The organism is Kribbella endophytica, from assembly GCF_054781295.1.
The window spans coordinates 549,956-573,739 of the sequence record NZ_BAAGUR010000003.1 but is presented as its reverse complement, the minus strand read 5'-3'; the positions used below and the strand labels follow the sequence as shown (position 1 = coordinate 573,739).

Annotated in this window: 20 protein-coding genes; 12 read left to right on the top strand and 8 right to left on the bottom strand. The window is 69.3% G+C overall.

All coding sequences use genetic code 11. The features are described from left to right. Window positions 1–154: 154 nt before the first annotated feature. Complete coding sequence (locus ACYVIO_RS28965; protein ID WP_460654075.1) at window positions 155–595, bottom strand: MarR family winged helix-turn-helix transcriptional regulator; 441 nt, start codon at window positions 593–595, stop codon at window positions 155–157. Window positions 596–683: 88 nt separating this feature from the next. Here ACYVIO_RS28965 and ACYVIO_RS28960 point away from each other — a divergent pair, with 88 nt between their 5' ends. Both ACYVIO_RS28960 and ACYVIO_RS28955 read left to right on the top strand, forming a co-directional pair. Next, on the top strand, window positions 684–2,180 hold the full coding sequence (locus ACYVIO_RS28960; RefSeq protein WP_460654074.1) for an MFS transporter: 1,497 nt from the start codon (window positions 684–686) through the stop codon (window positions 2,178–2,180). Between the two features lie 201 nt (window positions 2,181–2,381). Beyond that, window positions 2,382–3,548 carry a hypothetical protein gene (locus tag ACYVIO_RS28955; RefSeq protein WP_460654073.1) on the top strand — a complete coding sequence of 389 codons (1,167 nt, stop codon included), beginning with the start codon at window positions 2,382–2,384 and terminating at the stop codon, window positions 3,546–3,548. 74 nt (window positions 3,549–3,622) lie between these two features. Here the strand turns inward: ACYVIO_RS28955 and ACYVIO_RS28950 are convergent, their stop codons facing one another. Both ACYVIO_RS28950 and ACYVIO_RS28945 read right to left on the bottom strand, forming a co-directional pair. After that, entirely contained in the window at window positions 3,623–4,288 is a 666-nt protein-coding gene (locus tag ACYVIO_RS28950) for a response regulator (RefSeq protein WP_460654072.1), read from the bottom strand. A 286-nt stretch (window positions 4,289–4,574) separates the two neighbouring features. After that, window positions 4,575–5,627, bottom strand: a complete 1,053-nt coding sequence (locus ACYVIO_RS28945; RefSeq protein ID WP_460654071.1) for a sensor histidine kinase — start codon at window positions 5,625–5,627, stop codon at window positions 4,575–4,577. A gap of 220 nt (window positions 5,628–5,847) precedes the next feature. Between ACYVIO_RS28945 and ACYVIO_RS28940 the strand changes: the two genes are divergently transcribed. The 3 genes from ACYVIO_RS28940 to ACYVIO_RS28930 are packed head-to-tail and all read left to right on the top strand — an operon-like array spanning window position 5,848 to window position 8,017. Then, window positions 5,848–6,558, top strand: a complete 711-nt coding sequence (locus ACYVIO_RS28940; protein WP_460654070.1) for an ABC transporter ATP-binding protein — start codon at window positions 5,848–5,850, stop codon at window positions 6,556–6,558. Beyond that, the gene (locus tag ACYVIO_RS28935) at window positions 6,558–7,328 is read left to right on the top strand and encodes a hypothetical protein (RefSeq protein ID WP_460654069.1); all 771 of its coding nucleotides are present in this window, start codon (window positions 6,558–6,560) and stop codon (window positions 7,326–7,328) included. Before ACYVIO_RS28940 ends, ACYVIO_RS28935 begins: the two co-directional genes overlap by 1 nt. Next, entirely contained in the window at window positions 7,325–8,017 is a 693-nt protein-coding gene (locus tag ACYVIO_RS28930) for a hypothetical protein (RefSeq protein WP_460654068.1), read from the top strand. The genes ACYVIO_RS28935 and ACYVIO_RS28930 overlap by 4 nt, the downstream gene beginning before the upstream one ends. A 34-nt stretch (window positions 8,018–8,051) precedes the next feature. On the opposite strand, the gene ACYVIO_RS28925 is transcribed toward ACYVIO_RS28930, so the two are convergent. Continuing rightward, complete coding sequence (locus ACYVIO_RS28925; RefSeq protein ID WP_460654067.1) at window positions 8,052–9,281, bottom strand: MFS transporter; 1,230 nt, start codon at window positions 9,279–9,281, stop codon at window positions 8,052–8,054. A 204-nt stretch (window positions 9,282–9,485) separates the two neighbouring features. Here ACYVIO_RS28925 and ACYVIO_RS28920 point away from each other — a divergent pair, with 204 nt between their 5' ends. After that, window positions 9,486–10,502 carry an ATP-binding cassette domain-containing protein gene (locus ACYVIO_RS28920; RefSeq protein WP_460654066.1) on the top strand — a complete coding sequence of 339 codons (1,017 nt, stop codon included), beginning with the start codon at window positions 9,486–9,488 and terminating at the stop codon, window positions 10,500–10,502. A 46-nt stretch (window positions 10,503–10,548) separates the two neighbouring features. Beyond that, complete coding sequence (locus tag ACYVIO_RS28915; RefSeq protein ID WP_460654065.1) at window positions 10,549–11,406, top strand: ABC transporter permease; 858 nt, start codon at window positions 10,549–10,551, stop codon at window positions 11,404–11,406. Between the two features lie 264 nt (window positions 11,407–11,670). Here ACYVIO_RS28915 and greA read toward each other — a convergent pair whose 3' ends face one another. Then, complete coding sequence (gene greA / locus ACYVIO_RS28910) at window positions 11,671–12,180, bottom strand: transcription elongation factor GreA (protein WP_460654064.1); 510 nt, start codon at window positions 12,178–12,180, stop codon at window positions 11,671–11,673. A gap of 378 nt (window positions 12,181–12,558) precedes the next feature. Then, window positions 12,559–12,978, bottom strand: coding sequence for a DUF4307 domain-containing protein (locus ACYVIO_RS28905; RefSeq protein WP_460654063.1), 420 nt, complete (start codon window positions 12,976–12,978; stop codon window positions 12,559–12,561). A gap of 35 nt (window positions 12,979–13,013) precedes the next feature. Here ACYVIO_RS28905 and mca point away from each other — a divergent pair, with 35 nt between their 5' ends. The 3 genes from mca (at window position 13,014) to ACYVIO_RS28890 (ending at window position 15,449) form a co-directional block, all read left to right on the top strand. Next, window positions 13,014–13,877 carry a mycothiol conjugate amidase Mca gene (gene mca, locus ACYVIO_RS28900; protein ID WP_460654062.1) on the top strand — a complete coding sequence of 288 codons (864 nt, stop codon included), beginning with the start codon at window positions 13,014–13,016 and terminating at the stop codon, window positions 13,875–13,877. Window positions 13,878–13,908: 31 nt separating this feature from the next. Further along, window positions 13,909–14,232, top strand: coding sequence for a hypothetical protein (locus ACYVIO_RS28895; protein WP_460654061.1), 324 nt, complete (start codon window positions 13,909–13,911; stop codon window positions 14,230–14,232). A 188-nt stretch (window positions 14,233–14,420) separates the two neighbouring features. Continuing rightward, complete coding sequence (locus ACYVIO_RS28890) at window positions 14,421–15,449, top strand: CopD family protein (RefSeq protein WP_460654060.1); 1,029 nt, start codon at window positions 14,421–14,423, stop codon at window positions 15,447–15,449. Window positions 15,450–15,638: 189 nt separating this feature from the next. Here ACYVIO_RS28890 and ACYVIO_RS28885 read toward each other — a convergent pair whose 3' ends face one another. After that, window positions 15,639–16,634: an aldo/keto reductase gene (locus ACYVIO_RS28885; RefSeq protein WP_460654059.1), complete on the bottom strand. Its 996-nt coding sequence runs from the start codon at window positions 16,632–16,634 to the stop codon at window positions 15,639–15,641. 178 nt (window positions 16,635–16,812) lie between these two features. On the opposite strand from ACYVIO_RS28885, the gene ACYVIO_RS28880 reads away from it, so the two are divergent. Further along, window positions 16,813–17,661, top strand: coding sequence for a helix-turn-helix transcriptional regulator (locus ACYVIO_RS28880; protein WP_460654058.1), 849 nt, complete (start codon window positions 16,813–16,815; stop codon window positions 17,659–17,661). A gap of 255 nt (window positions 17,662–17,916) precedes the next feature. Here the strand turns inward: ACYVIO_RS28880 and ACYVIO_RS28875 are convergent, their stop codons facing one another. Continuing rightward, window positions 17,917–21,621, bottom strand: coding sequence for a S8 family serine peptidase (locus ACYVIO_RS28875; protein ID WP_460654057.1), 3,705 nt, complete (start codon window positions 21,619–21,621; stop codon window positions 17,917–17,919). A gap of 142 nt (window positions 21,622–21,763) precedes the next feature. On the opposite strand from ACYVIO_RS28875, the gene ACYVIO_RS28870 reads away from it, so the two are divergent. Next, window positions 21,764–23,770, top strand: a complete 2,007-nt coding sequence (locus ACYVIO_RS28870) for a thioredoxin domain-containing protein (RefSeq protein WP_460654056.1) — start codon at window positions 21,764–21,766, stop codon at window positions 23,768–23,770. Window positions 23,771–23,784 lie beyond the last annotated feature (14 nt).

Sequence of the window (23,784 nt, the reverse complement as noted above, 5' to 3'; positions counted from 1 at the left end):
GCTCTCCGTCCCCGCCTACTGCGCGGCACTCGGTGCGGTAGCTCGCTGCACGGGAGCCAAGCTCACGATGCTGCGCATCGCAGCGCTCGTCTCCCGCGCAGCGAGCTACCGCACCGAGCACCTGCTCGCTACGGCGGGGACGGAGAGCCTCGACCTACTCGCAGGACTTGAGCAGGGGAGCGTGCAGCCGCTGGGCGAGGACCCGTCGCTGGGTGGGCTGCGCCTCCGTCTGACGGCCGAGCCCTTCTGGCGTGAGCCGGACGTTGACCGCGCGGCGGTCCTCGGGGCACATGTGCCGTTCGACCAGGCCGGCTACCTCGAGCCGGCCGATCACGCGGGACAGCGCGCTCTGGCTCAGGTGCACCGACTTGGCGATGGTCTGGACCTTGGCGGACTGCTCGGGCAGCTCGGCCAGGCGCTCCAGCACCTCGTACTCGCTCATGCCCAGCGCGTGGCCCGCCTGCAGCTCGCGGTCGAGCGCGCAGCTCAGGTCCGCGTGGCGGGCGAGGATCTCGCGCCACTCCCGCACGTCGGCGGTGCTCTCACGATCGGTGCCGGTCTCACCAGGACCGGCGCTGACCTTCGTCTCGGTCATGGAGGGGACGTTATCATGCATGTGCATTCAATGCAAACGCATTTAATGCCTAGACATTAGATGCACACGCATGCAAAACTCTCTCCTCGTGACACAGACAACGCACACACCTCCGGCTCGGATGACCTGGGACGCCCGCCTGTGGGGCGCGCTCCTGGTCGTCTGCGGCGTGATCTTCCTCGACGGCCTGGACGTGTCCATGGTCGGTATGTCCCTGCCCTCGATCGGGGCCGACCTCGGCGTCTCGCTCTCGTCGCTGCAGTGGGTCGTCACCGGCTACGTCCTCGGGTACGGCGGACTGCTGCTGCTCGGCGGCCGCACCGCCGACCTGCTCGGCCGCCGGCGGGTCTTCCTGATCGCGCTGGCCGTCTTCGCCGTGGTCTCGATGCTGAGCTCGCTGGCCACCAACCCCGAACTGCTCATCGCCGCGCGGTTCGTGAAGGGCATCGCCGCCGCGTTCACCGCGCCGGCCGCGCTCTCGATCATCACCACCACCTTCCACGAGGGCCCGGACCGCAACCGCGCCCTCAGCATCTTCACCACCTGCGCCGCCAGCGGCTTCTCGATGGGCCTGATCCTCGGCGGCGCGCTGACCGAGGTCGGCTGGCGCTGGACCTTCCTGATGCCCGGCCCGGTCGCGCTGATCGTCTTCCTGTTCGCGCTCAAGCTGATCCCGAACAGCCCGCGCGACGAGGCCGCCGGCGGGTACGACGTCCCGGGTGCGGTCACCGTCACCGGCGGCATGCTGTCGCTCGTGTACGCCGTGGTCGGCGCCGAGCACGCGGGCTGGGTCTCTTTCCAGACGATCGGCCTGTTCGTTCTGGCGGCCGTACTGCTGACCGCTTTCGTGGTCATCGAACGGCGGACCAAGCACCCGCTGGTCCGGCTCGGCATCCTCAAGGCGCCCGCGCTGCGGCGGGCGAACCTGGCGATCCTGACCGTCTTCGGCGCGTACGTCGCGTTCCAGCTGATCGGGACGCTCTACCTGCAGAACCTGCTCGGCTGGTCGTCGTTCGAGACCGCGCTGGGCTTCCTCCCGGCCGGACTGTTGGTCGCCACGTTGTCGCCGAACGCGGGCAAGCTGGCGGACCGGATCGGTACCGAGCGGATGATCGTCGCGGGGATGGCGCTGTTCGTGGTCGGGTACGCGCTGTCGCTGCGGATCGGCCCGGAGTCGGCGTACTTCGCGACGGTGTTCCCGACGATCATGCTGATCGGGCTCGGGTTCGCGATCGCGTTCCCGGCACTGAACATCCAGGCGACCTCCGGGGTGCCGGACCACGAGCAGGGGCTTGCCTCGGGTCTGTTCAACACGTCGAACCAGGTCGGCGGGGCGATCGTGCTCGCGATCGTCACCGCGGTGATCAGCGGCCGGTCCGCGGGGGTGACGACGCCGGAGGGCATGTTGTCGGCGTACAAGCCTGCTCTCGGGGTCGTGACGGGGATCGCCGCGCTCGGTCTGGTGATCGGGCTGACCGGTCTGCGGGGGCTTCGGGCTCGCCGGGCGGCCGAGGCTGCTGAGGCGGCGCAGGTCGAGGCGGTGCAGCGTGAACTGGCTGCTGAGGAGATGGAGCCTGCTGTTTAGCTCCAACCAGCCCTTGATGGGCTGCTGAAGGTATATGCCGCAGTGCGGGTCTCGGGCTACTCCGCCGGGACCCGCACTGCTGTTCTCGGGCTTGGTGGAGGGATTGCGGGGCTTGGTGGAGGGGGTGCGGGGGGCTGGTTCGGGAAGGTCCGGGGTGATCCCTTATTGGTTTGGACCCGTCGGGGTGCTGGACTGGAGGACATGAGCAACCAGAGCGACTACGACGGCCGGGTCAAGGACATTCTCGACCGGGTCGCGAAAGGCCACCTGTCCAGCGACGAGGCCGCGACGCTGATCGCCGCCGTCACCAAGCCCACGGCCGGCGCGCCGGTTGCCGATGAGACTCCTGGTGCTGCGGGCGCTGCGGGGGCGGCTGCTGCCGACGGGCCGAACGCCGGTGCTGCCGGGTCGACGGCTGAGGCGGATGTGCCGTCGGCCTCGGTGTGGGCCGAGGCGGTTGATTCGCCGGATGCCGCGGACTCGGCGCCCGCGCCTGCGCCGAAGCACGCTGCGAACGGGGCGGGGGCCCCGAACGGCGCCGCCGGGGACTCGGCTCCGACCGGCACGTCGGCTCCCGCCGCCGGCTCCGCGCCGACCGCCGGCTCGGCTCCGACTACCTCTGCAGCGAGCGGCGTACAGGACAGCGTCGTCGACGACGGACCGGTCGAGCCGGTGCAGACCACGGTGCCCGAGGCCGACGAGGTCGAGGAGGAGGTCCAGCACAGCAACGTGCCGGTGCCGTCCGGGGTGCAGCGGGTGACCGTCCGGGCGGTCGGACGGCGGGTGCGGTTGATCGGCGAGCCGGCGATCACCGGTGTCGCCGTCGACGGCCCGCACGTGATCAAGCGGGACGGGAACACGCTGTCGATCAACAGCGAGGGCGACATGGGGGTGTCGCTCGACGGGTTCAGCATGCTGCGCAACCCGACCGATCTGAAAGCGCACGTGAACGGCTTCGCCAAGGAGCTGTCGATCCGGGTCAACCCGACGCTCGAGGTCGAGGTCGAGGTGACCGGCGGCAGCGTCGTCGCCGAGCGGCTGCCCGGGCTGAGCCGCGTCCGCGTGACGGCCGGTACGGCGAAGGTGCACGACGTCGACGGCCCGATCGACATGCTCGTCCAGGCCGGCTCCGCGCACCTCGACGCCCAGGTCACCAAGGGCCGCTCCCGCGTGCGGGTCGAATCCGGTTCGGCCACGGTCAACCTGCGCCGAGGTTCGGACGTCCGCGTCCACACCGAGTCCCAGCTCGGCCGCGTCACCTGGGCCGGCGCGGTCAACGGCCAGTCCAAGGATGTGGAGATCGGCCGCGGGCGTGCGGCGCTCGACGTAGAGGTGCTGGTCGGCACGGCACAGATCACCTCGGACTGAGGTCCCGTACGACGTACGGCGGCGCGATCACCCGCGCCGCCGTACTGCTGTGGACGCCGCGACGTCGTACCGGTTCACCCTGCGGTGATCAGCCCGGTTTCGTAGGCGGTGATGACCAGTTGGGCTCGGTCGCGGGCCGCCAGTTTGGCGAGCAGGTTGCCGATGTGGGTCTTGACGGTCTTGATCGAGATGCCGAGGGTGGCGGCGATCTCGTCGTTGGACAGGCCGCGAGCGACCTGGACGAGGACCTCGGTCTCGCGTTCGGTCAGGTGGTCGACCGAGCGCGTACGGCGGATCGCCGGCCGGTCGAGGTAGTGCTCGACGAGCCGCGTCACGATCCGCGGCGCGAACAGCGACTCCCCGCGATGCGTCCGCCGTACGGCGTCGAGCAGTTGGTCAGGCTCGGCGTCCTTGAGCAGAAACCCGCTGGCCCCCGCCCGAAGCGCGGCGTACACGTACTCGTCCAGCTCGAACATGCTCAACACAAGCACCCGCGTACCGGCGAGCGCGCGGTCCTCGGTCAGGTGCTTGGTGGCTTCGATGCCGTCGCCGCCGGGCATGCGGATGTCCATCAGTACGACGTCCGGCCGCAACTCCCGCGCACGCTGGACGGTCTCACGCCCAGTCCCGGCCTGCCCGACAACGGTCAGATCGTCGGTGCCGTCGATGAGCAACGCGAGGGTGTGCCGCAGGAGAGGCTGATCGTCCGCAATCAACACCCGAACCGGCTCGGCGCTCATAAGGCCGACCCGCCGGCAAACCACGCGAAGCCGCCGCGAGTTGGTGCAGCGCTCACCCGACCGCCTCGTCGGGGCAGCGGGCATCCGCCGCGGGCTGGTGCGGAACTCATCGGCTCGGCCCGTCGGAATAGCGCGCAACCGTCGCGGGCTGACGTTGAACTCATCTCCCCGCCACGCACAAGCTGGCCACGATGAGCCTCGCGGGCGAGGCCGCCGCGAGCTGCCGTAGCGCTCAGTCGACCACCCCGCCGAGGCAGCGGGCAACCGCCGCAGGCTGGCGCGGAGCTCATCGGCTCGGCCCGTCGGGGAGCCGGGCGATGAGCTGGAAGCCGTCTTGGTTCGGGCCGGTCTTTAGGGTCCCTCCCAGGGCAGTGACCCGTTCGTGCAGGCCGGTCAGGCCGTGGCCGACGCCATGGTGGGCGGTCCAATTGGTGACCGGGCCTTCGTCGCGGTACGACGTGAGGAGGACACCGTCTTCTCGTCGTACGGCCAAGTGGGCCTGGGTGGGGCCGCAGTGGCGGAGGGTGTTGTTGAGGGCCTCGCGGGCGACGGCGCAGATTGTGAGTTGCGCGCCTGGTGATACCTCGTCCAGCTCGGGGAGGTCGAGCGCGACCTGCAGGCCGGCGGCGCGGGCTTCTTCGACGATCGCCGGGAGGTCGTCGAGTGTTTCCGCGGGGCGGAGTGGCGCGGGCTCGCCGTCGGCTGAGCGGAGGACGTTCAGCATTCGGCGAAGTTCCGTCGTGGTGCCGCGACTGACCTGCTCGATGTCGGTCAGCGCCGCGTTCAGGGCGGCGGCGAGATCGGCGGGCGTGGGGTGCTGGCCGGCCGTGACGTCGCTCGATGCTGCGTCCTGCCCGGTGGGCGTGTTGGCAAACGTGGGGTGCGGCCCAGCGGTGATGTTGGACGACGCTGAGTTCTGACCGGTGGCGGTGTTGGTCGGCGCTGGGTTCAGCGCGGCGGCGGTGGCGGTGGATGCGGCGTGCTGCGCGGCGGGGGTGTTGGCGCCTGCCCGTCGGGCTACGGCGGCGCGGATGGTGATCAGGCCCAGGCCGTGGGAGACCAGGTCGTGCAGGTCGCGGGCGATGCGGAGGCGTTCGGCTTGGACGGCCTGCTCGCCGGCCCACGCGGTCAGGCGTTCCTCGTACTCGCGTCGCTGCCGGCGGCTGCGGATCACTGCCCAGACCGAGACGGCGATCGCGATCGAGGTGATGACGACCGGGGCGATGAGCGTGGCTGGGTCCGGAGCGCCGGCGACGAAGAGCAGGGAGACGAGCAGGACCGCGACGGTTCCGGCCGCGAGGCCGATGCCTGAGGTTCGGGTCGGTCGGCCAGCCTCCACAGGGCGAGTCTAGGTTCCGCGGGCTCTGCAGACATCGGACCCAGGTCTGACGGACCTGGGACGGAGTTGGGCGACCGACGCCGGTCTGGCGGGGGAGCGGCGGTCCTCTGACGGAGACTGGCGTCGGACCTAGGTCTGACGGACCTGGGACCGAGGCGGGCTGCGAAGTCCGGTCCTGGGGCTGATCCGGGTGGTGGGCTTGGGCGGTGGGATGGATCGCATGTTGACCATCGACGAACTCGTGAAGCGACGCGGCTCTCGGCTGGTGCTGTCCGAGGTGAGTTTCTCGGCGGCCCCGGGGCGGATCACCGGCTTTCTCGGGCCGAACGGCGCGGGCAAGTCCTCGACGCTGCGGATCCTGCTCGGCCTGGATCGGGCCACTTCTGGGACGGCGCTGATCGGCGGGCGGCCGTACGGCGTACTGCGTGATCCGCTCCGCACCGTCGGCTCGGTGCTCGACGGCTCCGGCGCGCACCGGTCGCGGCAGGCCGGCGAGCACCTGGCGTGGGTTGCCCGGAGCAACGGAATTCCGCAGCGGCGGGTCGGGGAGGTGCTCGAGCAGGTCGGGCTTGCGGACAGTCGGCGGACGAGGGCCGGCAAGCTGTCGCTCGGGATGGGGCGTCGGCTCGCGCTGGCGGCTGCGCTGCTGGGCGAGCCGGAAGCGCTGGTGCTGGACGAACCGTCGAACGGTCTGGACCCGGACGGGATCCGCTGGCTGCGCGACCTGCTGAAGGACCACGCGGCAGCGGGCGGAACGGTCCTGCTGTCCAGCCACCAGATCAGCGAGGTCGCGCAGCTTGCCGATGATCTCGTGGTGCTGGCCGAAGGGCGGATCGTGGTCTCTGGTTCGTGCGCCGAGATCGGCGCCGGCCACGAGTCGTTGGAGGACGCCTTCTTCGCGCTGACGCGGTCAGGAGCGAAAGAACGGTGATGAACCTCGTGGTTGCCGAGTTGCGTAAGACATTGACCCTGCCCTCGACCGCCGTGGCCCTCGCGGTTGCAGTGGTCGGGCCGATCGCCCTTGCCGTATTCAACGCCTTCCATGTCCGCGATGCGCTCACCTCGGGGCAGACCGATGTTGCCTACACCAGTGCGGCTGAGGCGGCGCTGAGTGCTGTGCCGCTGGGGACCGCCGGTGCGATGGTGCTCGGTGTTGTGGTGATCAGCAGCGAGTACACCGCGAACAGCACTGACGCTGGCGGTGGGCGGCAGATCAGTACGACGCTCATAGCGGCACCTCGCCGGTGGACGGTGCTCGTGGCGAAGGCTGTGGTCGTTGCGGCGCTCGTCGTGCTGGCGGCTCTGGTGACCTCGTCGATCTCGCTGGTCGCGGCTTCCGCGATCGTCGGCGACGCAGGAGAGCCCGGCGCACAGGTGGGAAGGTTCATTGGCGCTGGGATCTACTGGGTCCTGGCCGCGCTGATGGCGCTGGCGATCACCGTCCTGGCCCGGAGTGGGATCGTGCCGTTGATCGTGCTGATCACCAACGGGACGGTGGTTTCGGTGTCGTTCCTGCTGTGGAAGGTCACGCCGCTTGCCCGTTACCTGCCCGACCTTGCGGGCACTCGGTTGTTCGCCGACGAGACCTTCACTGCCGTCGACGACGCGCTGCCTCCGCTCACCGGCGGCCTCGTGATGGCGGCGTGGGCGGTTGCGCTCCTGCTGCTTGCGGGCGTCGTACTGAACCGTCGCGACGCATGATCGGGCAGGTGATCGCGGCCGAGCTGATCAAGCTGCGAACGTTGCCTGCGGCATGGATCACGAGCCTGGTCACAGTGGCTGTGGCGGTTCTCGTGTCGGCGGCACATGCGAGCTCGACCAGCGACTCCACTGCGGACGCCGTGTCGATCGCGCTTGGCAGCGTCGCGTTCCTGCAGGTGGGGACGATCGTGCTGGGCGTGGTCGGCGTGGCTTCGGAGTACGGCGGCCATGAGCTGCGGACGACCCTGACAGCCGTGCCGAACCGGGTTGTCTCCTTGGCAGGCAAGGCCGTTGCCCACCTGATCGCCACGACCGTGACCAGCATGGCCGCACTGGTGGCGGCGCTGTTGACGGCCTGGACGCACGAACCGATACAGGGCTCGCTCTGGCGGCTCGCCGGAGCAGCGGCGTACCTCGTACTGGTCAGCCTGCTGGCCAGTACGGTCACAGTGGTGCTCAGGTCGCTCGTCCCGGCGCTGGCGGTGACGCTGGCCGGAGTAGTCATCGCCTCGCCGCTGCTGGCGACCGTCACCGAGCAGGCCCGCTGGCTGCCCGACCAAGCCGGCCGGGCGCTGTACTCGCCCGACCCAGCACCCTTCGGCCCAGCAGCCGGTACGGCGGTCCTGCTGGCCTGGCTCCTCTGCACCGGTACGGCGGCCTGCCTGGCCTACCGCACCAGGGATGCCTGACGGGCCGACCCGGCCAGCTCAGCAGAGTCGCCACCTACTTGATGGAGGCCTCAGCAATCGTCCGTAACGTCCGGAACGGGGAGAAGATTAGCCAGCTCGTGCCCAGGAGCGTGGCGGCGCCGGCGATCCAGAGGGTGGGGCGGAGGCCGAACGCGGTGCCGAGGATTCCGCCGAGCAGGCTGCCGATGGGGAGGGCGCCCCAGCTGACGAAGGACATGGTCGCGCTGACCCGGCCCTGGAGCTCGGGCGGGCAGACGCGTTGGCGGGTGCTGACCTGCAGGATGTAGCCGACGATGATGCAGATCGCGGCGAGCAGCGTCGAACCGACGTACCAGCTGAGGGCCCAGCCGGGGTTGGTGAGCGGCTGGAGGAGGAACGCGATGCCGAGGCCGATCGCCGCGTAGAGCTGGGCGCGGGCGTCGCCGATCCAGCGGCTCAGGCGCTCGGTGAACGCGGACGCGGCGATCGCGCCGAGCAGGCCGATCATGCTGAGCAGGCCGATGGTGGCGGGGGAGAGGTGGACCTCGCGGACCAGGAACACGATGATCACGGCCGAGTTCGCGGCCTGGAAGAGCATCGTGGTCGCCGTGTTGAGGACGAGCGGCCGCAGCAGCGGGTGGCGGAAGACGTAGCGCAGGCCTTCGGCGATCTCGCGGCGCAGGTTGCGGTGCTCGGGTGCGGGTGGCTTCTGTTCCGGCGTACGGATGGAACGTAGCCACAGGGCCGACCAGAGGAAGCCGAGCGCGTTCAGGCCGATCGTGGCTGCTGCTGACAGCCACTGAACCAGTACGCCGCCCGCTCCAGCGCCGATGACGGCTGCGACGGAGTGGTTGGCCGCTAGCCGCGCGTTGCCCGGCAGGAGCTGGTCAGGTGTGAGCAGCCGCGGCGGGTAGGAGCTGTGCGCGACGTCGAACAGCACGGTCAGGAGCCCGGACAGTGCCAGTACGACGTACAGCTGCGGCAGACCCAGTACGCCGAACGCTGCCGCGACCGGGATCGACCCGAAGAGCACCGCCCGTCCCAGGTCGGCCGCGACCAGGACCGGCAGGCAGCGGATCCGGTCGACCCAGGCGCCCGCGAACAGGCCGAGCACGAGCCAGGCGGCGGTCTCGCAGGTCCGCAGCAGCGACACCTGGAACGTCGTCGCGTCGAGGGTGAGGACGGCGAGCAGCGGGATCGCCATCATGCCGAGCCGCGCGCCGAGCTGGCTGAGCAGGTCGGCGATCCACAGGCGGCGGAAATCGGGGTGACTCAGGATGCCCATGGCGGGACCGTAGACCGCGAAGTTGAGCCTTGTCGACTCAATGTCAAGAAACTTGAGTCGAGGGGACTCAAGTTGGAGTCTGCAACTATATAGTGGCGCGGGCTTATATAACTGCTAACGTATTTAGCGCTGGAGAAAAGGCTCGAAATCTGTCGGAGGTCTCGGCCAGGATGATCTGCATCACACTCAGGAGGGGCGGCTCTGATGGCTGCAATTGAGGCAACCGGCCTCGTGAAGACGTTCAGATCCCGGAAGAACACGGTCAAGGCGCTCGACGGGATCGACCTGGAAGTGCCCGAGGGGAGCGTGGTCGGCCTGCTCGGGCCGAACGGCGCGGGCAAGACCACGACGGTCCGGGTGCTGACCACGCTGATGGCGCCCGACGCCGGCAGCGCGCGGGTGCTCGGGCACGACGTGGTCAAGGAGGCCGACACCGTTCGGCGGCTGGTCGGGCTCTCGGGGCAGTACGCGGCCGTCGACGAGCTGCTGACCGGCCGGGAGAACCTGTGGATGTTCGGCCGGCTGTACCGGCTGAGCAGTCAGCAGGCCAAGCAACGGGCCGACGAACTGCTGGAGATCTTCGACCTGACCGAGGCCGCGGACCGGATCCTCAAGACGTACTCCGGCGGTATGCGGCGGCGCCTCGACCTGGCCGGGTCGCTGATCGCGCACCCGAAGGTGCTGTTCCTGGACGAGCCGACCACCGGGCTCGATCCGCGCAGCCGGCTCGACCTGTGGAAGATCATCCGCGACCGGGTCAGCGAGGGTGTCACCATCCTGCTGACCACGCAGTACCTGGAAGAGGCCGACGAGCTGGCCGACAGCATCGCGGTCGTCGACCACGGTTCGGTGATCGCGCGTGGGACCGCCGACGAGCTGAAGGCGAAGGTCGGCGGCGAGCGGATCGAGGTCGTCGTGCACGAGCCGGGCGACACCGCTCGGGCGCTCGAGCTGCTGAAGACAGCGCTGGAGGTGACCGATCCCGAGGCGACCTCGCTCGACGAGCACAGCAGGCGGGTGACGCTGCCCGCGCCGGGCGGTTCGGCGGCGCTGGTCGAGGTGATTCGCACGCTGGACGCGCACGGGATCCGGATCGCCGACATCGGGCTGCGGCGGCCGACGCTGGACGACGTGTTCCTGACGCTGACCGGGCACGCGACCGACAACCCGGACACCGGGGCGGACGAATCCGAGAACGCTGGAAAGAAGGGCCGGGCATGAGTACGCCGTACGCCGTACCGGCCGTGAGTGCGAAGGGGAGCCGGGCATGAGCGCGGAAGTGACGCCGACCGAGCCGCTCGACGGGCGGGAGCAGAGCGCTGTCGGGCGGGCGGTGTCCGACGCGGGGATCCTGGCCTGGCGGACGCTGAAGCGGATCCCGCGGACGCCGGACATGCTGATCTACGCGACGATCCAGCCGATCATGTTCGTGCTGCTGTTCGCGTACGTGTTCGGCAACGCGATCCCGATCCCGGGCTTCCCGGGCGCGCGGGCGTACCGGGAGTTCCTGATGTCCGGGATCTTCGCCCAGACGATGGCGTTCGCGGTCGCCTCGGCCAGCGTCGGGCTGGCCGACGACATGTCGAAGGGCCTGATCGACCGGTTCCGGTCGCTGCCGATGGCGCGCTCCGGGGTGATCGCCGGGCGGGTGATCGGGGACGTGGTGTTCAACGCGTTCGTGATGCTGGTGATGGTGATCTGCGGGTTCATCGTCGGCTGGCGCTGGCACAACGGCTTCGGCCAAGCGCTCGGTGCGTTCGCGATTCTGCTGCTGTTCGCGTTCGCGATGCTGTGGGTCGGCGCGCTGATCGGGCTGTCGGTCGGCAGCCCTGAGGTTGCTGCCTCGGCGGGGTTGATTTGGCTGTTCCCGTTGACGTTCCTGTCGAACGCTTTCGTGCCTACGCCGAACCTGCCGAGTGCTTTGCAACCTGTCGCGGAGTGGAACCCGATCTCCTCGATCGTCGCCGCTTGCCGGCACCTGTTCGGTAATCCGTCGCCGTTCGCTAGCCCGGATGGGTTCCCGGCTCAGCACCCGGTCTGGCTCAGTTTGATCTGGTGCGCGGTGATCATCGGCATCTTCGCGCCGCTCGCCGTCCGCAAGTACCGCCGTACGACAGGCCACTGACCAGGCCGACAGCAACTGCCCGAATCACCCGCCACCTATCAAGTACCAACCACCGCTCGGGCGCTGGTACTTGGTAGGTGGTGGGCGATCAGGCGAGGTGTGGCCCGGTCGCCGGCTGCTGATCTCATTGCCCGCCGACCCATCTCAAGTACCAGCGCCCGCTCGGTGGCTGGTACTTGGTAGGTGCAGGTGGGTTGAGGTTCTCACCAAAACAACAGCGCCCCGGTGGTTTCCCACCGGGGCGCTCTTGTGCGTTTGGGTGGGTCAGCCGGTGAACGGTTCCGCGGCGACGATCTCGACCGTCACGTCCTTGCCGTTCGGCGCCTCGTAGGTGGCCTTCTGGCCCTTCTTCTTGCCCAGGATGGCCGATCCGAGCGGCGACTGCGGGGAGTACACGTCGATGTCGACCGACGCGTCCAGCGCGAGCAGCTCGCGGGAGCCGAGCAGGAAGGTCTCCACCTCGTCGTCACCGGCGAACTTGATCGACACCTTCATCCCCGGCTCGACCTTGCCGCCCGGCTTCGGGGTCTCACCGACCTGGGCGCGGCGCAGCATGTCCTCCAGCTGGCGGATCCGGGCCTCGATCTTGCCCTGCTCGTCCTTGGCCGCGTGGTAGCCGCCGTTCTCCTTCAGGTCGCCCTCGTCGCGGGCGTCGCTGATCCGCTGGGTGATCTCGGCGCGGGCCGGACCCTTCAGGTTCTCGAGCTCCGACTTCAGCTGGTCGTAGCCATCCTGTGTCAGCCAGACAACGCTGTCCTCGATGTTCTGCGTCACGGGCTGCTCCTTTGTCGATGGGATGGGTCGGAAATACTCAAGGCCGCCGTCGTCGACGGCGACCAATCCTCCGAGCGTAGCAAGAACGGGCCCGGAACCCCACAGTTCTTCGTCGTCTCAAACACTGCGTGAGCGTTTGCACGAGCGTCACAGCAATCGTTTGCCACCGCTCACGATGGGATACCGGTCCGTACTACGGACAGCAAGTACCCCGTACGCCGAAGCCTACGCAGCCGCAGCTGCTGTCAGCCTTGTCACCTGCGTCCTCGTCACCTACAACCTCACAAGTACCAGCCTCCGATCGGTGGTCGGTACTTGAAAGGCGTTGTGGGTCGAGGCCGATGGCCGGGCCCGCGGCGGGTGTGGCCGGGGCTGTGGCTAGTGCGGGCGGGCGGTGTCGGCTGTTGTGCAGCCGATCAGGACGACCGAGGTTGCCGCGCGCTGCGTTGTCAGCGTGGCCGGCAGGGTCTGCGTCCGTGGGGAGTCGGCCGGGATCGTGAGAGTCAGTTCGCCGACGATCGAGAAGTCGGCGGCCTTGGCCTGCAGTCGGCACGACGCCTCGACGTCCTTGCGCTTCTCGACCTGGATCGTCGCGGTCGCCGAGGTGTCCGACGGGATCGTGAACGCCAGCAGCCGTGACGACACCGGCGGCGTGGACTGGACGAACGCGACCCGGACCAGCCACACCAGCGCGGCAATGGCGATGACGCCGATCACACCGATCAGGAGCAGGGGTCGGCGGGCGCGCGGCGTACGGCCGTAGCGGGCGTCCAGGTCGGTCGCGGCTGGGTCGGTCAACGGTTCTCCTCGGGCTTGGAGGACCATTGTGTCTTGTGACCGAAGATCTTCGCCTGCTGCATGTCCATGCCCACCCCGACGACGAGTCCAGCAAAGGCGCTGCCTCGACCGCGAAGTACGTGGCCGAAGGCGTCGATGTGATGGTGGCCACCTGCACCGGCGGTGAACGCGGCTCGATCCTGAACCCGAAGATGGACCGCCCCGACGTCCTGGCCAACATCACCGAGATCCGCCGCAAGGAGATGGACGCGGCCCGGGAGATCCTCGGCATCCGCCAGGAGTGGCTCGGCTGGGTCGACTCGGGCTACCCCGAGGGCGATCCGCTGCCGCCGCTGCCCGAGGGCTGCTTCGGCCTGATGAAGGTCGAGGACGCCGCCGCGCCGCTGGTCAAGCTGATCCGGGAGTTCCGTCCGCAGGTCGTCACGACGTACGACGAGAACGGCGGCTACCCGCACCCCGACCACGTGATGTGCCACCAGATCAGCGTCGCCGCGTTCGAGGCGGCCGGCGACCCGGACGCGTACCCGGAGCTGGGCACGCCGTGGCAGCCGCTGAAGCTGTACTACCACCACACGTTCCACTTCGAGCGGATGAAGGCGCTGCACGACGCGATGATCGCGCGCGGCCTGGAGTCGCCGTACGCCGAACGCCTCAAGGAGTGGAAGCCGGACCCGGAGAACGAGCGCCGGATCACCACCCGGGTCGAGTGCGCCGAGTACTTCGGGGTCCGCGACCGGGCGCTGCTGGCGCACGCCACGCAGATCGATCCGGACGGCTCCTGGTTCAGTGTCCCGCTGGCCGTGCACCAGGCGGCCTGGCCCACCGAGGACTACGAACTGGCCCGCAGTCTGGTCGAGTCCGAGCTCCCCGAGGACGACCTCTTCGCGGGGCTGCGCTGACGGCGGGTGGGGACGGTGAGACACTGGCCTGGTGACCGCGACGACCCTTCTTCTGACGACCGCACCCCCGGCGGGCGAGATCGACCCGAACACGGTGCGCCCCGGCTGGGTCGCCCTGCTGATCATCCTGGCGCTCGGTGCCGCTGTGGCGTTGCTGATGAAGAACATGAGCAAGCAGCTGAAGCGAATCGACATCGATCCCACCGACGGCCCGGACACGCCCAAGGACGCCACTGCGGACGGCCCAGCACCGTCCGACGCCCAGGCGACGGATCCCAGCTCACCGGCCCCGGCTGGCGCTGCCGCGCCGACGACGCCTGACGCCGACCCGGCGCCCGGCGACACCAAGCGCTGACGCCGGCCGCCCGGGCCGGCAACTAGGCCCAACCTGGTGCCGTGGGCAACGGGTTGGGGTTGCGGAAAGTCACGCCCCGGCAACCGTTTGCACCCTACGGTCACGAGATGGTGTCGCTGGCGGCCGTGGTGAGGTAGCTCACCCTATAGTGAGCGCGTGTTCAACTGCACCCACGGCGGGACCGGTCGGTGACCGCGACCCGCGCCGCCCGGCACCGGATGCCTGGACGTCTGGTCGCGGGTGGTCTGGCTGCCCTGATCGTCGCCTCGATCGCCTTGGTGGTGGGGGTTTTCGCCGCCGGTAGCGAACCGACCGCGGACGTTCTCGGCATCGGCGGCCCGGGCCAGGTGGTCAACTGGCTGCTTCCGTTCTTCCGCCTGATCTCGACCCTGGCGACCGTCGGTTGCGCCGGCGCGCTGCTCGCCGCGGTCGTCTTGCTCCGCACCGACGGCGGCCCGCTCGGTACGCAGGGCCGGCGCGCCGTCCGCGACGCCAGCAACGCCGCCGTCATCTGGGCGGTCGCCTCGTTCGCGGGCGCCGTGGTCAGTGCGGCGATCATCCTCAACACCCCGGTTCGCCTGCTCCGCTACCGGATCGACGACGCGCTCGGCGTACCCGAGGTCAAGGCACTGCTGATCACCGGCATCCTGGTCGTCGCCCTTGCCGTCGGCATCCGCCGCGTCCAGACCTCGTCCGCCGCCGGCCTCGGAGTCCTCGTTGCCGTCGCCGCGCTGCTCCCGCCGGCGCTGACCGCCTATCCTCGCAACGAGGCGTACGTCGTACTGGCTGGTGCAGCCCTTGTCCTGCACGTGGTCGCCGCCACCAGCTGGGTCGGCGGCCTGGCCGGCCTCGTCCGCTATGGCCGAGCGAGCCGCGACGGTCTGCCGTTCGTGCTCGAACGGTTCAGCCAGGTCGCGCTGATCTCGTCGATCATCGTTCTCCTCAGCGGTTTGCTGAGCGGCGCCGGCCGCCTCGCCGCCCAGGCAGGCGGCTTCGGCAACGTCCTCGACGCCGCCACCACAGCGCCGTACGGCGGTCTGCTGATCGCCAAGACCGCGGTGTTCGTGCTGCTGATCATCGGCGGCTGGATCCACCGCCGCCAGGTCGTCACCAACCTGATCGAACCAGGCCCCAGCTTCTGGCAGCTGGTGGCGGTCGAGCTCCTGGTGATGTCGATCGCCATCGGCCTGTCCGTCGCGCTGTCCCAAACGGGCTGAGCCCAATCCCGCGGGGGATGTGGGTGGGGGAGGGGGCAGCTCGCCCCGGAGCCTTCGCTGCGCTTGGCGGCGCCGTCCCGCGGGCCTTCGCTGCGCTAGGCGGCGTCGCCCCGCAGGCCTTTGCTGCGCTCGGCGCTGCCGCCGGTCCTTGACCGCGCTCGGCGGCATCGGGGTGGTTGTTGCTCGGGGCTAGTTGCCGACGCCGAGGGCGGGCATGTGGGCTGACGGGTAGCGGTCGCCGCGGATTGCGTTTGGGGGGACGGCCTTTTCGAGGGCGGCCAGGTCGTCGGGGGTCAGGTGGACGTCGGTTGCGGGGAGAGCCTCGGTCAAGCGGCCTCGGGTTCGGGCGCCTACCAGGGGGACGATTTCGGGGCCTTGGGCTGCGACCCAGGCGATGGCGAGCTGGGCGACCGTGCAGCCCTTGGCGGCGGCGATCTTGCGGAGGGAGTCGACGAGGGTGAGGTTGTGCTCGACGTTCTCCGGGGCGAAGCGGGGGCTGCGGCCGCGGAGGTCGCCTGGTGTGTTGGAGCGGGCGGCGGACCAGTGGCCGGAGATCAGACCACGGCCCAGTACGCCGTACGCCGTGAGCCCGATACCCAACTCCCGCAGGGTCGGCAGGATCTCGGCCTCGACCGCGCGGGAGATCAGCGAGTACTCGATCTGCAGGTCCGAGATCGGGTGGACGGCGTGGGCGCGGCGGATGGTGTCCGCGTTCACCTCCGACAGGCCGATGTGCCGGACGTAGCCGGCCTCGACCAGTTCCTTGATCGCGCCGATGGTCTCCTCGATCGGCACCTGCGGATCGAGCCGGGCCGGGCGGTAAATGTCTACGTGGTCGGTGCCCAGGCGGGTCAGGGAGTGCGCCAGGAAGGTCTTCACCAGCGCCGGGCGGCCTTCGATCCCGCCGATGCCTCCGCCGGGCTGGCCGAGCATGCCGAACTTCACGCTCAGCTGGTAGCTGTCGCGATCCCTTTGTTTTAAGGCCTCCGCGAGGAGGAGCTCGTTGTGGCCCATCGCGTAGAAGTCGCCGGTGTCGACCAGCGTCATCCCGGCGTCGAGCGCGGCGTGGACTGTCGCGATGCTCTCCGCGCGGTCGGTCTCGCCGTACGCGCCGGACATGCCCATCGCGCCCAGTGCCAGCAGGCCGACGGTCGGTCCGTACTTGCCCAGTTCTCTTGTCTGCACTGTGTGTCTCCCTTTGTGGTTGCTCTTGGCATCAGCTTGCTCCGGTACGACGGTGGGCGGGAGAGAGAGTTCATCGTGGGAGCGGCGCTCCCTGGATCGGGCTTCGCGGGCGAGAGAGGATGAAGGCAAGGGAGTCCGTAGACGAGGGCGAGTCCAGCCGGCGAGGGAGGATGAAGGCATGCAACGCGACGAGCTGGCCGACTTCCTGCGGCGTCGCCGGGAGGCGATCAGCCCGGCGGACGTCGGAATCGCTGCGGGCCCACGGCGTCGTACGGCGGGACTACGGCGGGAGGAGGTCGCGATGCTTGCGGGCATCTCGGTCGACTACGTCGTACGGCTGGAGCAGGGCAGGAGTAGCCAGCCTTCGACGCAACTGGTTGGTGCGTTGGCTCGGACGCTGCGGCTGTCCGACGACGAGCGGGATCATCTGTTCCACCTGGCCGGTCATCAACCTCCGCCGGCCGACGGCGTTGCACGTCTCGCGAGAGCTGGATTGATCCGCATGCTCGACCTGCTCGGCGACACCCCGGCGATGGTGATGTCGGACCTTGGCGAGATCCTCGCCCAGTCGAGGATGTCCGTGCTGCTCGGCGGTGATCACACGAGCTTCACCGGCGATCGGAGGTACCACGCGTACCGCTGGTTCACCGAGCCTGATGCTTGGGCGATGCACCCGCCCGAGCAGCGCGAGCACCACGCACGCGTCCTCGTCGCCGACCTCCGCGCCACTGCGGGCCGCCGCTCTGGCGATCCCGTTGTCCAGGGCCTGATCGCTCGCCTGCAGGCCGCAAGCCCGGACTTCGCCCGCCGCTGGTCCGAGCACGAGGTCGAGGTCCGGCGAGCCGACCAGAAGACCTTCGTCCATCCCAGAGTCGGCAGCCTCCTGATGGACTGCGAAACTCTCGTCACCCCGGACCTCGGCCAGATGCTGTTGGTCCTCACTCCTGCCGACACCGAATCGAGAGAACGCCTGGACCTCCTCCGAGTCGTCGGCACCGAAACCTTCAGCACCGACCAGGAACGCTGACGCCGTACGCCGGACAACAGCACGGCGAGCGCACCCACACGCCAACGCCCACGCGTCCAATGTCACCACCCCACACGCCACAAGTACCGGCCCCCGATCGGGGGCCGGTACTTGGTTGAGTTGATGGGTCGGGCGTCTGCTCGAGGCGGCCGCGGGGCAGCCGGTTGCCCTCCGCCCCCGTCACCACGCCACAAGTACCGGCCCCCGGTCGGGGGCCGGTACTTGATTGGGTTGGTGGGTCGAGTTCTCGTACGGCTACCTCAGGCCGAAGGCCTTGGTGATTGTTTGGGTGATCCCGCCGCCGTTGCGTTGCTTGGCGGTGACTCGCACCGACACCTGATCAGCCCGCGCGGGCGCGTGCAGCGTCGTCTGCCAAGTTCCCTTGTGCTCCTTGAGGTTCTGGCGTTCCCAGGTGATGCCGTCGTACGAGACCTCGAGCACGACGGATATGACCGCATCCTCCCGACCACCACTTCCAAGCACGGCAGGTCTGATACCAAAGGCCGAATTGCGTTTCGCGCGCCCAGCAGCATCCACGTCCACGGTGTAGTCGAGCTGGGCCAACGGCAGGGCCAGGTTCTCGGCTTCGCCGGAGGTGAAGGTCCACTCGGTGTGCGTGGTGGTCGAGTACGGCGTGAGGTCGGCATTGCCGACCGTGTCGGCCACCAACCGATACGGAAGCTTCTCAGGCGCGAGGTCACCGACGCCGAAGTCCGGGCGCGGTCCGTTCTGCGCCAGCAGCCGATCGCCCTGGTACAAAGCGAAGCTGCGCGTCATCAGCGAGTCCCCGCTGTGCGCCGACCCGCCGTCACCGAACCCGGCGATCATTCCGCCCATCGCATTCCCGACGCGGTGCGGGACCTCGAACCCGAGCATGCGCGGCCGCACCAACGGACCGAACCACCGCTCGTTCTGCACACTGCGCGGCTGATAGCTCACCACATCCGTGAACGTCGCCCACCCGTCGATCGCCCCGTATTGCTGCCACTTCGCGCCCGCCGACACCCAGTCGGTCCGATGCCCGACCGCAGGCTTGCGCGGGAACGGCGGGACGCGGGTCATCCCGTACCCGGCGTACGGATACGCAGCAGGCCAGTGCTCGTACGCCGGGCTGTCCTCGCGGCTCTCGCGTACCGCCTGACCTCCCGCAGGTGCGAAGTCGTTCTCGATCCGCGCGAGGCTGCCCGGATCCGTCGCCGCGGACGGGTCGTTCGGAATCCCACCCTGGTGGTAGTCGGCCAGGTCGTACAGGTACGACGGCACCGGATGCGCCTCAACGGCCAGTTCGGTCCGGCCACGCTTGAGCTGAGCGATCAACGCCTCACCCTCGTCCAGCGTGAGCGACGCAGTCGGCACAGGCCCGAGGCTGCGCCCGTCCGGATCGCCGTACCAGTCGCTCTTGCGGCCATCCATGTCATTGACCACCAGCAGCATCGCCGCGCCCGCAGCATGTGCCGCCGCAGCCTGCTCGACAGGTGCAACGTCAGGACTGCTCCGTACGACGACAGCCTTACCGCGCACGGACAACCCGCGATAATCGGTACCGGTACCAGCAAAGACAGCGCTGACGCGCGACTTGCCGTCCCGGAAAGCAGCAGACCCCGGCTGCACGAGAAGAGAGTCGTCGAGCGTCCGCCCGCCGTACGCGAGCTTCAACGGCGTCTGCTCGGCCCGGAACCGCGTGGTGAAGACGAAGCTGCCCTTCTGCACCTTCGTCTTCGTCGGCAGTGCCCACAGGCTGTCGTACGCCGGCGGCGGCATCAGGATCGCGTGCAGCGCCTGCGCGTCGCTCGGATCCGGCGCCGACGTGAACGACCGGAAGAGATCGACCCGGCTGGTCGTGACGGTCGTCGGCAGCGGAGTCGCGACCTTGACCTCGCGGATCCCCGACCCGTCGAGCACCACGGTCCGGTCACCAGTGAGGTTCACCTCGGGTGCCGTCAGCACCGCCAGACCGAGCGAGTGAGGACCATGAAGGCCTTGTACGTCGAGCGTCGCGACCACCGTGTACGAACCAGGAGCCCAACGACTGGTGAGCTTCCCGTCGGGCAACCACAGCACGGTGGTCTTGCCGTCCGCGCCGGTGATCTCGACCTCGCCGCTGACGGGCTTGCCGGTCTTGTCCTTCAGCTGGACGGTCAGGTTGTGCTTCTTCGGCTCGACAGACAGACCGACCGCCGTGTGCACGGTGCCGAAAGAAGAGCGCGCGACGACCTGAGCGGCGTACTGGCCGGGCTTCAAACCCTTCGGGTCAGCCGTGACACCGACGGTCGAGGTCCCGCGCGCCGGCACCGTGACCTGACGCGCCGCCAAGGTGAACACCCCGGAGGTCGACAGCTCCAGCGCGATCGGACGATCCGTGGTGTTGCGGTAGGTGATCTGCCGCTTGACCGGCTTGGGGGTCGATCCCGACAGAACGAGCCCGGCATCCACCGACCCGGTCGCGACAATCTGACCGTGCAGAGAGGCCGCCGCCACATCCAGCCGCCCACTGCCTGCCTCGTACGGCGTGTAGGCGGGCGTCAGCGCCGTCGTACTCATCAACGCGTCCTTGAGCTGCGCACCGGTCCACTCCGGGTGCTGCCCAGCCAGCAACACGGCCGCACCGGCGACGTGCGGCGCAGCCATCGAGGTGCCGCTGTCGGTTCGGTAGTAGCCCTCGCTCCCGTCGTTCATCTGCTGCGACCGCGCAGCCAGTACGTCGACGCCCGGCGCGGTCAGGTCAGGCTTGAGGCCGTCGTCGAACATCCGCGGCCCGACGCTCGAGAACCCGGCGAGCTGATCCGACGTGTCCACCGCGCCGACAGTCAGAGCGGCGTCGGCGGTGCCGGGCGCGCTCACGGCGTACGGCGTGTTGCCCGAGTTGCCCGCAGCGATGACGAACAGCGCACCCGTCTCGGCGCTCAGCCGGTTGACCGCCTGGCTCAGCGGGTCGTCCTGGGTGTGCCAGGCCGCCGTCCCGAGGCTCATGTTGATCACCTTGGCGTGCTCGGTCCGCGCCGCCCACTCCATCCCGGCGATGATTCCCGAGATCGGGCCCGAGCCGCTGTCGCCGAGGACCTTGCCGATCACCAGGTCGGCGCCGGGCGCGACGCCGCGCTCCTTGCCGTCCGAGGCGGCGCCGGTGCCGGCGACGGTGGACGCCGTGTGCGTCCCGTGGCCGTTCCGGTCGATGACGTCCTCGCCGGCCACGAAGCTCCGGGTCGCGACGATGCGCGGGGCGAGGTCCGGGTGAGTGGTGTCCACGCCGGAGTCCAGTACGGCGACGCGTACGCCGGTGCCGACGGCACCCGTCTCCCACACGGCGGGGGCGCCGATCTGCGCGGTCGTGTCGGCGAGCATCGCCTTCGCCTGGCCGTCGAGCCAGATCTTGTCGATGCCGGCGGCGAACGCCGGGGCCGCCGGCGCCACGCGACGAGCGGCCGACGCGCTGGTGACAGACGACCAGAACGCATCCGATCGCTGGGCGCGGACCGCCGCGCCTCCGACCGACGGGAGATCCTGCGCGACGCTCGCACCCTTCAGCGCGGTACGGGCTCTACCGGCAGCATCCGGCGCTCCGGCCGTGCTGGTGACGATCAGCGGCAGCTCCTTCGTCCGCGCGTCGTCGTACCCCTGGGCGACCAGTTCGCTGACATTGAACAGCTGCTTGTCGAGCCGCCCGGTCGCGACGTACGGCATGGCCTCGTCGGGAAGCACGAAGGTGTCGCCCGCCTCGACGGTCACCCGGACCGATCCGGTCGCCCGAGGTGCACGGACGACGGCCTGGACAGAGACCGCTCGGCCGGATCCGCGGGCGACCGTCACCTTGTCGCCGGTGATCAGCGTGAGCTCGAGCGGTCCGGCAGCAGAGGCGGTAGCTGTAGGCGGCGGTGGCTCGGCGCCGGCCGGCGCAGGAGCGGCGACGCCGGCGATCAGGATTAAGGCCGCAAGCGGCACAAGGGCAGATGAACGGCGCACGTTTCCTCCGGGGTCAGGGGTGACCGCATCCGATCAGCCGCGGTGAAACGTGTAAACGGAATGCCCATTTCGGCCAGCAACCAGGGCCGTTTTGGCCAGACTGGTCACGGACCCTCGCCAGGGACCACCTACCGTGGGGGCCATGACCTCCAACGAGCTCGGCTCCTCGACCTCGCCCTATCTTCGGCAGCACGCGGAGAATCCGGTGGCCTGGAAGCAGTGGGGGGAGGCGGCGTTCGCGGAGGCGCGGGAGCGGGACGTGCCGGTGTTCTTGTCGGTGGGGTACTCGGCCTGTCACTGGTGTCACGTGATGGCGCACGAGTCGTTCGAGGACGAGGCGACGGCGGCGTACCTGAACGAGCACTTCGTGAACGTGAAGGTGGATCGCGAGGAGCGGCCGGACGTCGACGCGATCTACATGGAGGCGACGGTCGCGATGACAGGCCGGGGCGGCTGGCCGATGTCGGTGTTCCTGACGCCGACGGGGGAGCCGTTCTTCTGCGGGACGTATTTCCCGGCGGACGCCCGGCACGGGATGGCGAGCTTCCGGCAGGTGCTCGAGTCGCTGACCGATGCGTGGCGGACCAAGCGGGAGCAGATCGCGGGGATCGGGCAGTCCGTGGTCGAGCAGCTCGGGGCGCGGCAGCAGGTTGCCGGGGGAGCGATCGACGCGGCCGTGCTGGAGCGGGCGGCCGCCGTACTGAAGGTGGACTTCGATCCGGTGGACGCCGGGTTCGGGCAGGCGCCGAAGTTCCCGCCGTCGATGGTGCTCGACTTCCTGCTGCGGCATCACCGGCGGACCGGGTCCGAGGACGCGCTCGCGATGGTCGAGGCGACCTGCGAGCGGATGGCGCGGGGCGGGATGTACGACCAGCTGGCCGGCGGGTTCGCGCGGTACAGCGTGGACGCGCAGTGGATCGTGCCCCACTTCGAGAAGATGCTGTACGACAACGCGCTGCTGCTCGACGTCTACACGCACTGGTGGGCCGTCAGCGGGTCGCCGCTGGCTCAGCGCGTCGCGACCGAGACGGCCGACTTCCTGCTCGCGGAGCTGCGGACGCCGGAGGGCGGGTTCGCCTCGGCGCTCGACGCGGACACCGAGGGTGAGGAAGGCAAGTACTACGTCTGGGCGCCTGACGAGTTGCGCGAGGTGCTCGGGGACGACGACGCGGCCTGGGTGGTCGAGCTGTGCGACGTGAGTGGAACGTTCGAACACGGTACGTCGGTGCTGCAGCTGCGGCGGGGTCCGGACGACGCCGAGCGGTGGTCCCGGGTCAAGCGACTGTTGCTGGAGGCCCGTGGGCCGCGGACCTATCCGGGACGCGACGACAAGGTCGTCGCCGCGTGGAACGGGTTGGCGATCACGGCACTGACGCGGGCCGGGATCGTGCTCGACAGGCCCGAGTACGTCGACGCCGCGGTGCGGGCGGCATCGTTGATTCGCGACGTGCACCTGGACTCGTCGGGGCGGTTGTACCGGACCTCGCGGGACGGTGTCGTGGGGTCGGCGCACGGGGTGCTGGAGGACTACGCGGCGTACGCGCAGGCCTGCTTGGTGTTGCTGGCAGCAACCACCGATGCCGAATGGTTGACTCTGGCAAAGGCTTTGCTGGACAGGGTTCTGGAGCAGTTCGTTGCTGATGGCTCCTTCTTCGACACGGCCGGCGATGCAGAGAAGCTAGCGTGGCGGCCGCAGGATGCGACCGACAATGCGAGTCCGTCGGGGGTGTCGCTGGCGGCGGAGGCGTTCACCACTTTGGCGTCGGTGACGGGGGAGGCTCGGTACGAGGAAGCGGCCGAGTTGGCGCTTGCTGCGTCGGCGGTGCTGGCGGCTCGGGCCCCACGTTTTGCCGGCCGGGCGCTCGCGGTTGCGGAAGCGCAGCAGGCCGGACCACTTGAGATCGCGATTGTTGGTCCGCAATCAACCTCCGACGTCGCCTCGGCCGGCGAGCTGGTGCGAGTCGCCGTCGCCAACGCACCCTGGGGGACGGCCGTCGTGCGGGGTGAGCCTGGTTCCGACGTACCACTTCTGGCCGGGCGTGGGCTGGTGGACGGGCGTGCCGCGGCGTACGTGTGTCAGAAGTTCACCTGCAAGCTCCCGGTCGTGTTGCCGGAAGACCTTCGCGCGGAGTTGACGACAGGCCACTGACAACGCGGGCCAAC